The 12,391-nt window shown below is 51.2% G+C and carries 19 protein-coding genes and 1 pseudogene; 16 read left to right on the forward strand and 4 right to left on the reverse strand.

The genetic code is table 11. From position 1 onward, the window contains the following. The 5 genes from ACUVQO_RS20070 to ACUVQO_RS20090 form a co-directional block, all read left to right on the forward strand. Positions 1-488, forward strand: a 488-nt coding sequence (locus tag ACUVQO_RS20070; protein WP_445927605.1) for a heavy metal-responsive transcriptional regulator, incomplete at its 5' end; no start/stop codon positions are given. Next, positions 472-711, forward strand: coding sequence for a thioredoxin family protein (locus ACUVQO_RS20075; protein WP_445927606.1), 240 nt, complete (start codon positions 472-474; stop codon positions 709-711). The genes ACUVQO_RS20070 and ACUVQO_RS20075, both read left to right, overlap by 17 nt. An 81-nt stretch (positions 712-792) precedes the next feature. Beyond that, on the forward strand, positions 793-2,106 hold the full coding sequence (locus ACUVQO_RS20080; protein WP_445927607.1) for a permease: 1,314 nt from the start codon (positions 793-795) through the stop codon (positions 2,104-2,106). Next, complete coding sequence (gene nrtS / locus ACUVQO_RS20085; RefSeq protein WP_445927608.1) at positions 2,090-2,329, forward strand: nitrate/nitrite transporter NrtS; 240 nt, start codon at positions 2,090-2,092, stop codon at positions 2,327-2,329. The genes ACUVQO_RS20080 and nrtS overlap by 17 nt, the downstream gene beginning before the upstream one ends. Before the next feature lie 5 nt (positions 2,330-2,334). Beyond that, the gene (locus ACUVQO_RS20090) at positions 2,335-2,757 is read left to right on the forward strand and encodes a putative iron-sulfur cluster-binding metallochaperone (RefSeq protein ID WP_445927609.1); all 423 of its coding nucleotides are present in this window, start codon (positions 2,335-2,337) and stop codon (positions 2,755-2,757) included. 262 nt (positions 2,758-3,019) lie between these two features. Here the strand turns inward: ACUVQO_RS20090 and ACUVQO_RS20095 are convergent, their stop codons facing one another. Genes ACUVQO_RS20095 through ACUVQO_RS20110 form a run of 4 tightly spaced genes read right to left on the reverse strand, consistent with a single transcriptional unit; the run spans position 3,020 to position 5,380 of the window. Continuing rightward, positions 3,020-3,685, reverse strand: coding sequence for a universal stress protein (locus tag ACUVQO_RS20095; protein ID WP_445927610.1), 666 nt, complete (start codon positions 3,683-3,685; stop codon positions 3,020-3,022). Then, positions 3,679-3,882 carry a universal stress protein gene (locus ACUVQO_RS20100; RefSeq protein WP_445927611.1) on the reverse strand — a complete coding sequence of 68 codons (204 nt, stop codon included), beginning with the start codon at positions 3,880-3,882 and terminating at the stop codon, positions 3,679-3,681. Before ACUVQO_RS20100 ends, ACUVQO_RS20095 begins: the two co-directional genes overlap by 7 nt. Positions 3,883-3,897: 15 nt before the next feature. Beyond that, entirely contained in the window at positions 3,898-4,890 is a 993-nt protein-coding gene (locus ACUVQO_RS20105) for a SulP family inorganic anion transporter (protein WP_445927612.1), read from the reverse strand. Next, a complete protein-coding gene (locus ACUVQO_RS20110) occupies positions 4,883-5,380 on the reverse strand; it encodes a SulP family inorganic anion transporter (protein ID WP_445927613.1) in 498 nt (165 codons plus the stop codon). Before ACUVQO_RS20110 ends, ACUVQO_RS20105 begins: the two co-directional genes overlap by 8 nt. Before the next feature lie 592 nt (positions 5,381-5,972). On the opposite strand from ACUVQO_RS20110, the gene ACUVQO_RS20115 reads away from it, so the two are divergent. From ACUVQO_RS20115 to ACUVQO_RS20165, 11 genes and pseudogenes are all read left to right on the forward strand, one after another. Beyond that, positions 5,973-6,617 (forward strand): FmdE family protein, encoded by a 645-nt coding sequence (locus ACUVQO_RS20115; RefSeq protein WP_445927614.1) that lies wholly within the window; start codon positions 5,973-5,975, stop codon positions 6,615-6,617. Between the two features lie 92 nt (positions 6,618-6,709). After that, positions 6,710-7,927 carry a chromate efflux transporter gene (gene chrA / locus ACUVQO_RS20120; protein WP_445927615.1) on the forward strand — a complete coding sequence of 406 codons (1,218 nt, stop codon included), beginning with the start codon at positions 6,710-6,712 and terminating at the stop codon, positions 7,925-7,927. A gap of 29 nt (positions 7,928-7,956) precedes the next feature. Further along, entirely contained in the window at positions 7,957-9,147 is a 1,191-nt protein-coding gene (arsB, locus tag ACUVQO_RS20125) for an ACR3 family arsenite efflux transporter (protein WP_445927616.1), read from the forward strand. A 56-nt stretch (positions 9,148-9,203) separates the two neighbouring features. Further along, entirely contained in the window at positions 9,204-9,758 is a 555-nt protein-coding gene (locus ACUVQO_RS20130; protein WP_445927617.1) for a hypothetical protein, read from the forward strand. 55 nt (positions 9,759-9,813) lie between these two features. Next, positions 9,814-10,203 (forward strand): annotated as a pseudogene (locus tag ACUVQO_RS20135) (F0F1 ATP synthase subunit beta); the annotation flags it as partial. A 69-nt stretch (positions 10,204-10,272) separates the two neighbouring features. Continuing rightward, positions 10,273-10,605 (forward strand): ATP synthase beta subunit C-terminal domain-containing protein, encoded by a 333-nt coding sequence (locus ACUVQO_RS20140; protein ID WP_445927623.1) that lies wholly within the window; start codon positions 10,273-10,275, stop codon positions 10,603-10,605. Beyond that, positions 10,602-11,003: a F0F1 ATP synthase subunit epsilon gene (locus ACUVQO_RS20145; RefSeq protein ID WP_445927618.1), complete on the forward strand. Its 402-nt coding sequence runs from the start codon at positions 10,602-10,604 to the stop codon at positions 11,001-11,003. The genes ACUVQO_RS20140 and ACUVQO_RS20145 overlap by 4 nt, the downstream gene beginning before the upstream one ends. Continuing rightward, complete coding sequence (locus ACUVQO_RS20150) at positions 10,990-11,148, forward strand: hypothetical protein (RefSeq protein ID WP_445927619.1); 159 nt, start codon at positions 10,990-10,992, stop codon at positions 11,146-11,148. The genes ACUVQO_RS20145 and ACUVQO_RS20150 overlap by 14 nt, the downstream gene beginning before the upstream one ends. A 6-nt stretch (positions 11,149-11,154) precedes the next feature. Further along, entirely contained in the window at positions 11,155-11,307 is a 153-nt protein-coding gene (locus tag ACUVQO_RS20155; RefSeq protein ID WP_445927620.1) for an AtpZ/AtpI family protein, read from the forward strand. Positions 11,308-11,383: 76 nt separating this feature from the next. Then, positions 11,384-11,656, forward strand: coding sequence for an N-ATPase subunit AtpR (locus tag ACUVQO_RS20160; protein WP_445927621.1), 273 nt, complete (start codon positions 11,384-11,386; stop codon positions 11,654-11,656). 40 nt (positions 11,657-11,696) lie between these two features. Then, the gene (locus ACUVQO_RS20165; RefSeq protein ID WP_445927622.1) at positions 11,697-12,239 is read left to right on the forward strand and encodes a F0F1 ATP synthase subunit A; all 543 of its coding nucleotides are present in this window, start codon (positions 11,697-11,699) and stop codon (positions 12,237-12,239) included. The last annotated feature ends 152 nt before the right edge of the window (positions 12,240-12,391 follow it).

Below are 12,391 nucleotides of genomic sequence, written 5' to 3' on the forward strand. Positions count from 1 at the left end.
GAGCCAGAACGATGTTTCAGGTCGGTGAAGTCTCGCGTCGATTAGGACTTAATCCCCAAACCCTTTATTTCTACGAGCGGATTGGATTGATGCCCAGTCCAAAGCGAACCGCAGCAGGCTACCGCCTTTATGAGCAGCCCGATCTGGATCGGTTATTGTTCATTACCCAAGCCAAAGCTCTGGGGTTAAGCCTAGATGACATCAAAGATCTGCTGATGTTGCAAGATGGGCAGAAGCTTTCTTGTCAGGAAGTGTACGATTGCCTGCTTAAGAAAGTGCAACACATCGACGAAACAATCAGCAAACTGCAAACCCTGAAAGCCCAACTCAAGCCACTTCTGGATCAATGCCAGCGTGGCTTGGTACAAACCTCAACAGGGCAACAATGTGTGGTGTTTCAACAACACCCGTTGGTGTCTCCGGCAGAACCGTTACATAACCCATCGCTTCATGATCAGGAGGAATTAAACCATGACACTCAAGGTTGAAATTTTAGGAACGGGTTGCAAAAAATGTCAGCAGTTAGAGGCGAATGCGAAAGCAGCGATCGCCCATCGCAATTTAGAGGCTGACATTGCCCACATCACCGACACGATGGAAATCGTTAAGCGCGGCGTGATGAAAACACCCGCATTGGTCGTCGATGGCAAAGTGGTGAGCCAGGGCAAAGTGCTAGAAGCAAAGGATATTGAGCCGCTTTTACCTGCTTAACAACTCCTAGTCCAAAACGGATCGAGTGGTTATCTTCATTAACTCTAAGACTCCCCGATAGGTCGGATAGGAGGGTAGCTTATGCATTTTTGGAAATCGGAATGGAAACCTCTACTGTGGATTGTGGTGGGGTTTCTGCTGTGCTTCTACTTGCCAGTAGAATTGATTCAAAATTCCGAACGGTTGAGAAATGCCTTTTTTGAATCACTGTATTTAGTTCGTTGGTATGCGCAAGAGCACGTTCTACTGTGCCTGATTCCCGCCTTCTTTATTGCAGGCGCGATCGCCGTCTTCATTTCCCAGGATGCGGTGATGAAATATCTGGGAGCCAGGGCTAATAAAATCTTGGCATATGGAGTGGCATCAATTTCAGGCACTATTCTAGCTGTTTGTTCCTGTACGGTGCTGCCGCTGTTTGCCGGGATCTATCGTATGGGGGCAGGATTAGGCCCTGCTACAGCCTTTCTCTATTCCGGCCCTGCCATTAACATTTTGGCAATTATTATGACGGCGCGAATTCTAGGCTTGCAGTTAGGGATTGCGCGGGCGGTGGGGGCGATCGCCTTTAGTGTGATCATTGGTCTACTGATGGCGTTTATTTTCCGCAAAGAAGAACTGGAAAAAATCGAAGCACAGGCTAGTTTACCTGAACCGGAAGTTACCCGTCCACTGTGGCAAAATGCCCTCTTTTTTGCCGTGATGGTGGGAATTTTGGTCTTTGCCAACTGGGCAAAACCCGCTGAAATGGCTGGCACTTGGGCAGCAATCTACGCGGTGAAGTGGTGGATTACGGGAGTGTTGGCGATCGCCCTCGCGGCTATTCTTATTACCTGGTTTGAATTAAATGCAGGCAAGGTGATTTTGATCAGTGCCGTTACCGCAGTCCTGGCATTCCAGTTTCCCGAACAGCCGATGGTTGCCTTTGGGGCAGGCGTGATCGGGCTATCCTGGCTCACCAGCACAAATAAGGGGGAAGCCGGAGAATGGTTCGAGTCTTCTTGGGACTTTGCTAAACAAATTCTGCCGCTGTTGCTGCTGGGGGTGATCGTGGCAGGCGCGTTGCTTGGCCGTCCAGGTTATGAAGGATTAATCCCTTCCGAATGGGTAACACGAGCAGTGGGCGGCAATTCCTTGTTATCAAACTTTGTGGCGGCGTTTGCTGGCGCATTTATGTACTTTGCTACGCTAACGGAAGTTCCGATTCTGCAAGGCTTAATTGGCAGTGGAATGGGACAGGGGCCAGCACTAGCCCTGTTGCTAGCAGGTCCAGCACTGTCGTTGCCCAATATGCTGGTCATTCGCAGCATTATGGGTACGAAGAAGACGGTTGTATTTGTGTCGCTGGTAGTCGTGATGGCAACCCTTTCAGGAATGATTTATGGGGCGTTCTTCTAAACCCAAGGGGTTTTGGCAAGCACTGATTGACCCCGACTACGCTAAAACTGCCCTCAGGGTTGCGCTGATTGTCGGTTCAATTTTGTTTGCCATTAATCATGGCATGGCGCTCTGGCAAGGACACATGACGCAAGCCCGATGGCTCTCTGGATTGCTCACCTATTTCGTGCCCTACTTAGTCAGTATTCACGGACAGTATTCTAATCAAACGAAACAACGCTAAACCTCATGAATTGTCCCCACGATCGCAGCCAAGGAAAACCGGTCAAAGTGTTGATCTTGAAGAGTCTCCTGGTACCCCAGTCACTGGAGCGCCTCAATCCGCAGGTAGACTATCAATTTTGCAGTAGCGCCAATTGTCCTGTTGTCTACTTTTCAGCAGCGGGAGATGTGTTCACCACAGACGATCTGAAGGTACCTGTGTTTCAAAAAGATCCAGGTCAGGAGGTTCCGGTTTGCTACTGTTTCGGCTGGACGCGACAGCGGATTCAACAAGATCTGGAACAGCAGGGACAAACTTCAGCGATCGCCGCGATTACTGCCCATATCAAAGCTGGACGCTGTGGGTGCGAGGTCAACAATCCCCAGGGAAGTTGCTGTCTGAAAAATGTTCGCGATTATGTTAGTGGGCGACAGGAGCCCTGGACTTAACGGCGAGAGCCATCCCGCGTGGTTTCTCCAGTTATGCCTGAGGCCGATTTGGCTACCGATAAGCCTAGGCTTGTTCACCCAAAAATCAGCCAAATTGCGTGCTAATAAGGATTTAGGCTGGCTGAAGCCCTTCGCGGGGTTACATGCCTGTGCTTCTGTTAGAAATAGTGCCTGGAGGCTGCTCCAAACCATTGTTAGGCTGACCAACAGATCACCACGCCAATTGCGATCGTGAAGGGGATAGGATCAGATCATCGTCAGATCATCGAAAGACCAGGACAGGAGTGTTGCTACTGCGCAGAATTTGAGCCGTGGTGCTGCCAATGACCAGATGACGGATGCGGCTGTGCCCGTAGGCTCCCATCAACAGCAGGCTAATCTGATGCTGCTCACTATACTGGGCGATCGCCGTTTCTGGATGCCCTTGCATTAACTGAGTCACTGGCTCAAATCCGCCGGTGACTGCTTGTTGCTGCGCCTCGCTAAGCCGGGCGATCGCTTTTTCATTGGCAGCGTCCTTGGCCACGGTTACGATATGCAGTTCCAGCCCTTTGAAAACTGGGGAATTCACCAAAAAACTCAGCAATTTTTGACCGCTAGGACTGCCATCGTAGGCCAAGAGCAACCGCTCAATCGGCTGATACTGGCGCGAAGTGACCAAACAGGGTTTGTGGCTGGCGCGAATAATCCGTTCCAGATTAGCACCCAAATGCCCTGAGGCCAGTTCTGCTGTTTCGCCCCGCTTGCCCAAAATGATCAGATCGGCAATGGCTTCAAATTCCGGCAGGCGATCAACCAGTGATCCCGTTTCATGAATCACCTTAACCGATGGGACACCCTGACCGAGCAGAACTTGCTCTGCATCCTGCAAAATATGCTGGGCCCGTTGATGGCTGAGTTTAGCTTTTTCATGTTCCAGCGTCACCATTTGTCCAGTAACACCGCCGCCGCATCAAATCCTAAATTACCGCTGAAATCTGTTGCCGCGGCGGCCGCTTGGCGCTGCTCATCCGTGATATACAGAACCTCAACCCTAGCGCCCAAGCGACTTGCAAACCAGGCAGCATAGCGATAACTGCTCTGGGCAAAAATCGAGCCATCCGTGCACACCAATAATCGTTCCATGGTCATTATCCTTAGTTAGTGACTCGCCATTTTTTCCAGGGCATCCGGGTCGTTGTGAATGGCTAACTTCTCAAGCAGGGTAGCGCTTGCCTCATTTAAGCCCACCAGTTCCACATCGGCTCCTGTGCGGCGAAACTTCAGCACAATTTGATCGATCGCGCCGACAGCCGCCTGATCCCAAATGTGGGCATGGCTAAAGTCCAGGGTGACTTTTTCCAGTTCTTCGTGAAAGTTGAACTTTTCTAACAGATCATCGATCGCCACAAAGAAAATCTGTCCCGCAATGCTGTAGGTGCGGTGCAACCCATCCGGACTCAGGACCGTATCGACAAACACCAATTTGGCCACTTTGCGGGAGAAAAATACCGTACTGAGCGCGATGCCGATGACGACCCCGATCGCTAAGTTATGGGTGATCACCGTAATCAGAACGGTTGACAACATCGCTGCCGTTTCACTACGGGGAATTCGACGAATTTGGGTAATCGATGACCAGTTAAATGTGCCGATTGACACCATAATCATCACAGCGACCAGAGCGGCCATGGGAATTCGCCGAACCCAATCGCCCAAGACCAGGATAAAAACCAGCAGCCACACACCCGCACTAAAGGTCGAGAGTCGCCCCCGTCCGCCCGACTTGATATTAATTACCGATTGGCCAATCATGGCGCAGCCAGCCATACCGCCGAAGAAACTACTAATGATATTGGCGATGCCCTGCCCTTTAGCTTCCTGGTTTTTATCACTAGGCGTGTTGGTCAGTTCATCCAGCAAAGACGCCGTGAGCAAAGACTCTAACAAGCCCACTATGGCTAGGGTGAGGGCATAGGGAAAAATAATATTCAGTGTTTCCAGGTTGAGGGGCACTTGAGGAATGGCAAACGGCGGCAAGGTAGTCGGCAACGTGCCCATATCCCCCACCGTGGGAACCTGAATCCCGGCAACAATAGAAACCGCTGTCAAGGTTACGATCGCCACTAAGGGCGAAGGAACCAGTTTAGTCAATCGCGGCAAGATATAAATTAATCGCCAAGGCCACTGCCGTCATCCCATAGACTGTAATCGGCACATTCGTCAGTTGGGGCAATTGGGCCAGAAAGATCAGAATGGCCAGCGCATTGACAAACCCCACCATAGCTGCACGGGGAACGTATTTCAACTGACGCCCCAGTTTGAGGTAGCCAAAAATGATCTGAAAAATTCCGGTCAAGATACCCGCAGCAAACAGGTAGGGTAAGCCGTGATCTTTCACCAGATGTACCATCAACAAGGCCATGGCCCCAGTAGCCGCCGAAATTAACCCAGGTCGGCCTCCAAAAATCGAAGTGACAACCGCAATAATAAATGAGGCGTAAAGCCCTACTTGGGGGTCAACCCCCGCGATAATCGAAAAGGCGATCGCCTCTGGAATCAAAGCCAGGGCAACCACGGCCCCCGCCAAGATGTCTTGTTGAGGGTTGACCAACCACTCTCGTCGTAAAGTCGCGATATTCAATAGACCTCCTAAATTCTTGCGCTTGCCTTTAAAAAGGTTGCTGATCGTTCTATAGGCTCGACAGCAAGGCGATCGCATGCAACAGATGAATTATTTGGGTATGGCGACCGATTGCTGGCTCAAGCTGCTTCAAAACAGACTGTTTCGGCGAAACTGCCGAAGGCAAGTGGCTATGCATGGCTGAAAATCCCCTGGAACACCAAACGGCCCCTCCAAGGATTTAAGTTGAGTGGAATGACTCGGTTAAACAAGGGGACAAGGCTTAATTGGAGCGATGATTGCACGCCTGCCCAAGTTCCGGAGGCAGCTTTAGGGTGGATATTGAGTACTCGTGTTTCCCCTAAACTGCCAAACTGTCCTGCTTTTCAAAGAATACATTGCTCGATTGGTCGCCATTAAGCTTTATAGCTTTAACCAATGATTCATCGTATCACGATGATACCTACGCTTGCTGTTCACCGCAGAGGGTAAGCTCGCCAGCCATTGCACTCAATGCTCGTTTTGCTAACAAGATATAACCCCCTTGACCTTATACCTAAGTATAGACCTTATTATATCCTTGATAACGATTTGATTAGATAGTTGAGTTGCCATGATTGACAAAGACTTGCTGGAATTTGGACAAAAGTTTCACGGACATAAGTGCCCGGCTATGCCGATGGGCTTACGGGTGGGTGCTGCTGCCATGCAGGCTCTAGGAGTAGAACGGGCCAAGGATGGTCAGTTGATGGCGCTCGTAGAACTGGGTGATAATCACTGCGCCACTTGTTTTGCCGATGGGATTCAGGTGGTGACGGGTTGCACCTTTGGTAAGGGCAACATCCAGAAACAGCAGTTGGGGAAATGGGGGTTGACGTTGATTGATAAAAAAACGGGCCGCGCCGTGCGCGTCACACCCAAAGCCGAAGCGATGAAGGCGAATAAAGAAACCAGCTTTTTCAAGGACTACCGTGAACAGGGGGTGCCTGCTTCTCAGGTGCCGGAGGAAGTCGTGGAACCCTTGATTGAAAAGGTTGTCAAGGCCCCTGATGAAATGCTGCTGAATATTGGACAGGTTTATGAGTATCAATGGCAAGAGCCGTCCCATTGTTTTGCGACCTTTGTGTGCGATCGCTGCGGTGAAATGACGGTGGAACCTTTCAGCCGCCACATCAACGGACAGCACGTCTGCTTGCCCTGTAGCGAAGCGCTCCAAATGGGGACAATGTCCAAGACCTCTATGGTCGCGAATTCCTAGACGGACACAAAGAGTAGGGGTTCGATCGAACCTCTACGCAGAGTGAAAATTCCGGCTGTTATTATCAGGAGCAATCGGCAATGGAGGAACCTTTGAGCAAACTAAATGGTGACGGCAAACCGTCTGAAGCCGTTGCCTCTTTGCCTGTGATGACCCAGCTTGAAATGGCGCTGCGATTTCTGAAACTGGGGGCAATTGGCTTTGGGGGAGGTGTGGCGGTGATTGCCTTGATGGAGCAGGAATGCGTGCAGCGACGGCAGTGTGTGGAAACAGAGGAGTTTCTCCATGGCGTGGGGCTAGGACAAATTTTGGGGCCATTTGCAGTCAACACCGCCATTTTTATTGGCTATCGGATGTTTGGGTTGGGGGGCGCACTGCTGGCTCAGGTCGCCTTCTTAGCCCCATCGGTGCTATTGGTGATTGTACTGTCCTGGTTATACTTCAGCTTCAACCAAATTCCGTCGCTCCAGAGTGCCCTAGCGGGACTCGCTCCCGTGGTGATTGCCCTGATTCTCAGTGCGGCGTGGTCGATGGGGCGGAAATCAGTTAAATCGACCGTGGCGATCGCCCTACTCCTAGGGGCTGTTTTGGGCAGTCTGGCGCGGATTAACCCCGTTTGGATACTGGTAATCGCAGGCGCGATCGGCTATCTGCTGAAGCTTGGTAAACCCCGCCCCCCAGCCCAAACCGCTCACGGCCTACTCACCCTGCCTCTCTCAATGCAAGTATTGCCGCATCAACCGTTAGCGATGCTGACGATGGTTTCTGGCTTGGCGACGGTGGGCTGGATAACGCTGGCGATAGTATTTCTCAAAGTGGGCTTCATTTTCTTTGGTGGGGGCTTTGTCTTGATTCCGGTGCTGCATCAGCAATTGGTGACAGAGCTAGGCTGGCTGACGCCGCAACAATTTATCGATGGGGTCGCCATCAGCCAATTAACCCCTGGACCCATGGCCGTGCTAGCCACTTTTACAGGCTACCGAGTTGCGGGCATTCCCGGTGCTTTGGTGGCGACGGTGGCCCTGTTTTTGCCTGCGACCCTCTTGATGTGGGGGATTTCCCATTTTTATCAAAACCTTCGCCATGTCACAGCGGCCAAAGACTTTCTGGCTGGGGTCAATCCAGCGGTCGTGGGCTTGATTCTTGCGGCGGCGATTGCTTTGGCTCCCGGTGCGCTCCATTGGGATCGCCCGCTCAGCTTAGTGTTAGGCGCTGTCGCCCTCGTTTTGCTAACCCGCCTCAAGTGGCACCCTGCCTTCGTGTTGGCGATCGGGGCACTGACAGGAACGTTAGCTCCTTCTTGGGTTTAAGCATTTATTTCGTGTTTGCGGATCGCTGTTTGGCTATAAAGAAAATCGCGATCGCTATTTTTGAAAAAGGGAGTAAACCGTTCATGAGTGTGCCAAATTCTCAGACCCTAGACCAACCTCCAGAGAAATTAAGTCTATTTCAGCGTTATCTCACCCTCTGGGTATTGCTCTGCATTCTGGCAGGCATTGCTTTAGGGCGGCTGTTTCCAGGAGTCGCGGTAACGCTGGATGCCATGAGCATCTACCAAGTATCAATTCCCATCGCCATCTGCCTGTTTTTCATGATGTACCCGATCATGGTGAAAATTGATTTTACCCAGATCGATCGGGCCTTTCGCACGCCTAAACCTGTCTTGCTGACCCTAGTGGTCAACTGGCTGATCAAGCCCTTCACCATGCTGGCGATCGCCCAATTCTTCTTAGGTTGGCTCTTCAAACCTCTGATTACAGGTACTGAACTGATTCATGGGCAGGAGATTTCCCTCATTAACTCCTATATTGCCGGAGCCATTCTATTGGGCATTGCCCCCTGTACGGCGATGGTACTGATGTGGGGATATCTCTCCTTTGGCAACCAGGGATTAACGCTGGTAATGGTGGCAATCAACTCGCTCACCATGCTGTTTTTGTATGCACCCCTGGGTCGGTTACTGTTGTCTGCCAGTAACTTATCGGTGCCTTGGGCCACGATCGTGCTATCCGTTTTAATTTATGTGGGGTTGCCGTTGCTGTGTGGAGTCTATAGCCGCTACTGGATTTTGAAGCATAAGGGACGGGATTGGTTTGAAACGCAATTTTTGAAATACCTTGATCCAGTCGCAATCACGGCGTTGCTGATTACGCTGGTGTTGCTGTTTGCTTTTAAAGGTGAATTGATTGTCAATAATCCACTGCACATTGTGTTAATCGCGGTGCCATTATTTATTCAAACCAATTTTATTTTCTGGATTGGCTATGTGGCGGCTCTGAAACTGAAGCTGTGCTATGAAGATGCCGCTCCTGCTGCCATGATTGGGGCCAGTAATCATTTTGAAGTGGCGATCGCCACCGCTGTTACATTGTTTGGCTTAAACTCTGGTGCAGCACTGGCAACGGTTGTGGGGGTGTTAATTGAAGTGCCCGTGATGCTCATGCTAGTCGGCATTTGTAAACGCACCGCGTTTTGGTTTCCCCGAGAGCCAGAAAAAGCCAGTCTGCGCGATCCCCGCTGCCAAATTTAAGGCTAAAGCGAGATCTTGCATCCCCCACGGTGTGATGCGTTAGGAGACTTGTACTCATGCTCACTTCAACCAAACCATCCCAGACCAACCCATCTAAAAATATGGGGACTGTCGTTTCAGTCCGGGGGAGTGTTGTGGATGCGGTTTTCCCACAGCGATTACCCAGTTATCTCAATCGACTCAATGCCGGGGAGGATGGCAAGGTGATTGTGGAGGTGGTGGCCCATATCAATGCAGAGATAGTACGGGGAATTGCGCTGACGTCTACATCCGGGTTGGCGCGGGGATCGCCCGTCGTGGATTTGGGGCATTCGTTAGAAGTGCCTGTGGGGCGATCGCTATTGGGGCGCATGTTTAACGTATTTGGCACCCCCATCGACAACCGGGAACCGTTGACGGATGTTGAATGGCGATCGATTCATCAATCGGCGGTGCCGTTGATACACCAATCCACACAATCGGAAATTCTGGAAACGGGAATCAAAGTGATTGATGTGCTGGCTCCGATCGAGCGGGGGGTAAAGCCGGACTGTTTGGGGGGCGGGGGTTGGCAAAACGGTGCTGATTACGGAAATGATCCACAACATGGTCAGCCAACATTAGGGGATTAGCCTGTTTTGCGGCATTGGTGAGCGCAATCGGGAAGCGGAAGAACTCTACCGCGAGATGCAGGCGGCTGGCGTGTTGGATCAAACGGTCATGGTGTTTGGGCAGATGAATGAGCCGCTTGGTGCCCGCTTCCGGGTGGGGCATGCTGCATTGACGATGGCGGAATATTTCCGGGATGATGCGCACTAGGATGTCTTACTGCTGATTGACAATATTTTTCGGTTTATCCAGGCAGGGCAAGAAGTGTCGGGCTTGATGGGGGAATTGCCGTCGCGGGTGAACTATCAGCCGACCCTGGCAACGGAATTGGCGGCATTACAAGAACGAATTACCAGTACCACCACTGGGGCGATTACCTCGGTGCAGGCGGTATATGTGCCTGCGGATGACTTTACCGATCCGGCAGCGGTGCATACCTTTGGACATCTTTCCGCTTCGATCGTGCTCTCTCGCAAACGCGCCAGCAAAGGCTTTTATCCAGCGGTTGATCCTCTGCGATCGAGTTCAAAAATGTTGATGCCCGCGATCGCTGGAACTCGCCATTATAAGATTGCCCTAGCGGTACGACAAACCCTGGCGACCTACGAAGAACTCAAGGACATGATTGCCATGTTAGGGATGGCAGAACTTGCAGCCAGCGATCGCCAGATCGTCTACCGCGCCCGTCGTCTGGAGCGGTTTTTGACTCAGCCCGTCTTTTCCACCGAACAATTTACCAGCAAACCAGGGCGATTGGTAAGGCTGGATGCCGCATTAGAGGGGTGCGATCGCATCCTCAATGATGACTTTGCAGACTATCCCGAAAGTGCCCTCTACATGATTGGCAACATCGAGGAGGCAACCCGATGATGCAGCTCAAAGTTATGCAACCGACCAATGTGTTGATCGACGAGCGGGTTACGAAAGTGACTGCTGAGGGCGAAGAGGGTTCTTTTTGTCTCTTGCCTCAGCATGTGGATTGGATCGCGGCTTTGGTTCCTGGCATCCTCTCCTTTGAGTCAGAAAGTGGGGAGGAAGTGTTTTTAGCGATCGATGAAGGCATTCTGGTCAAGCAAGGCACAATGGTCTGGGTTTCCGTAAGGAGTGCTGTGCGAGGGGTCGATCTCGAAACCCTACACCAAACGGTACAGCAACAGTTTCGCCAACTGGATGAGCAGGAAAGACAGGCACGCAGTACGCTAGCACGACTGGAAACCAGCTTTGTGCGCGAGTTTATGGAACTGGGAGGCTCCCATGAAATCACCTGATCCGCTAAAGCCGAAACCATTGAATTCTCATCACACCGCGTTTGAACGGCAAGTGAGCCAAAAATCAAAGCAAAAAGTTCAATCGCGGCAGGAGGGCGATCGCAGTATTTGGACAGGCTTGGGCTTATTTGGCATGGTGGGCTAGTCGGTTATGGTGCCGACGTTGCTAGGGATTGCTCTGGGCATCTGGATCGATAAACGCTTTCCCAGTCCCTACTCCTGGACGCTAATGTTGCTGTTTGTCGGCATTGTTCTGGGGTGTTGGAACGCCTGGTATTGGATTCAACGAGAACAGCAGCGATGAGAGCGAGTATGGCGTTCTGTATAGTCTGAATTGTTTGAAGACTGGTGTTTGAAGCGCATTTTTGAGGAGCATCGCGATGAATCTTTTTATGCATACGCTATTACCGGATTTATTAGTCTTCCCACTTGGCTTTGTCTTAGGGATCTTTTATTTCAGTTGTTTGTGGTTCACAGTGCAACACTTGACGCGCACTCAACATCCCGTCTTGCTGATGGTTGGCAGCGGTATAGGTCGGCTGAGTGTGGCACTTCTGTCCTTGTATTTCATCGTCGGGGAGGACTGGGAACGTTTAATCATTGCGCTTTTGGGATTTTTATTAGCCCGAACCCTGCTCATTGCTCGTTGGTGACCCCAAACCTCCCTGACAAATCTAATGTTGGAGGAGTGAGATGGAGATTAGCCCTGACAATATCGTGATTTATGCGCGAGAGCCGCTCGTGATCAATGTCACGTTATTATTTACCTGGATCACGATGGGATTACTGGTGGGGTTATCGGGCTGGGTGACGCGGCAATTATCGGTTCATCCTCAACTTCCTTCCTGGCAAAACGGGTTAGAGCTAGTGGTCGATGGGATTTGCAACCAAATTCGAGAGATTACCCAGCAAGACCCAGAACCCTATTTATCCTTTGTCGGCACCCTGTTTCTCTTCATTGTCACCTGCAATTTACTCACAGTGGTTCCAGGTTATCATGCTCCTACGGGGTCTCTTTCAACGACAGCAGCCTTAGCACTCTGTGTCTTTGTAGCGGTGCCGATTTTTGGCATCCGCCAGCAGGGATTGGGGCGCTACTTGAAGAGCTATCTGGAACCCACGCCGATCATGCTGCCCTTTCAAATTATTGGGGAGTTTTCGCGCACATTGGCCCTGGCGGTGCGGCTGTTTGGCAATATTATGAGCGATAATTTATTGGCAGCTATTCTGCTCTAGCTGGTGCCGCTGTTTGTCCTGATCGCCATGCAATTGTTGGGGCTAGTGTTTGGCGTGATTCAAGCCTATGTTTTTTCAGTGCTGGCACTGGTGTATATCGCTTCAGCGATTGACGCTCATCCCGCTAACGCTTCGCGTATAGCAGGAGATTC

The organism is Leptodesmis sp. (genome assembly GCF_052746595.1).

What these genes read in the sequence shown, in the direction of transcription:
- ACUVQO_RS20140 (WP_445927623.1), top strand. Translation starts at nt 10,273, where the DNA reads ATGCCCGCGATCGCTGGAACTCGCCATTATAAGATTGCCCTAGCGGTA.
- ACUVQO_RS20165 (WP_445927622.1), top strand. Translation starts at nt 11,697, where the DNA reads ATGGAGATTAGCCCTGACAATATCGTGATTTATGCGCGAGAGCCGCTC.
- ACUVQO_RS20090 (WP_445927609.1), top strand. Translation starts at nt 2,335, where the DNA reads ATGAATTGTCCCCACGATCGCAGCCAAGGAAAACCGGTCAAAGTGTTG.
- ACUVQO_RS20145 (WP_445927618.1), top strand. Translation starts at nt 10,602, where the DNA reads ATGATGCAGCTCAAAGTTATGCAACCGACCAATGTGTTGATCGACGAG.
- ACUVQO_RS20160 (WP_445927621.1), top strand. Translation starts at nt 11,384, where the DNA reads ATGAATCTTTTTATGCATACGCTATTACCGGATTTATTAGTCTTCCCA.
- ACUVQO_RS20100 (WP_445927611.1), bottom strand. Translation starts at nt 3,882, where the DNA reads ATGGAACGATTATTGGTGTGCACGGATGGCTCGATTTTTGCCCAGAGC.
- ACUVQO_RS20075 (WP_445927606.1), top strand. Translation starts at nt 472, where the DNA reads ATGACACTCAAGGTTGAAATTTTAGGAACGGGTTGCAAAAAATGTCAG.
- ACUVQO_RS20155 (WP_445927620.1), top strand. Translation starts at nt 11,155, where the DNA reads ATGGTGCCGACGTTGCTAGGGATTGCTCTGGGCATCTGGATCGATAAA.
- ACUVQO_RS20095 (WP_445927610.1), bottom strand. Translation starts at nt 3,685, where the DNA reads ATGGTGACGCTGGAACATGAAAAAGCTAAACTCAGCCATCAACGGGCC.
- ACUVQO_RS20080 (WP_445927607.1), top strand. Translation starts at nt 793, where the DNA reads ATGCATTTTTGGAAATCGGAATGGAAACCTCTACTGTGGATTGTGGTG.
- nrtS (WP_445927608.1), top strand. Translation starts at nt 2,090, where the DNA reads ATGGGGCGTTCTTCTAAACCCAAGGGGTTTTGGCAAGCACTGATTGAC.
- ACUVQO_RS20150 (WP_445927619.1), top strand. Translation starts at nt 10,990, where the DNA reads ATGAAATCACCTGATCCGCTAAAGCCGAAACCATTGAATTCTCATCAC.
- ACUVQO_RS20115 (WP_445927614.1), top strand. Translation starts at nt 5,973, where the DNA reads ATGATTGACAAAGACTTGCTGGAATTTGGACAAAAGTTTCACGGACAT.
- ACUVQO_RS20130 (WP_445927617.1), top strand. Translation starts at nt 9,204, where the DNA reads ATGCTCACTTCAACCAAACCATCCCAGACCAACCCATCTAAAAATATG.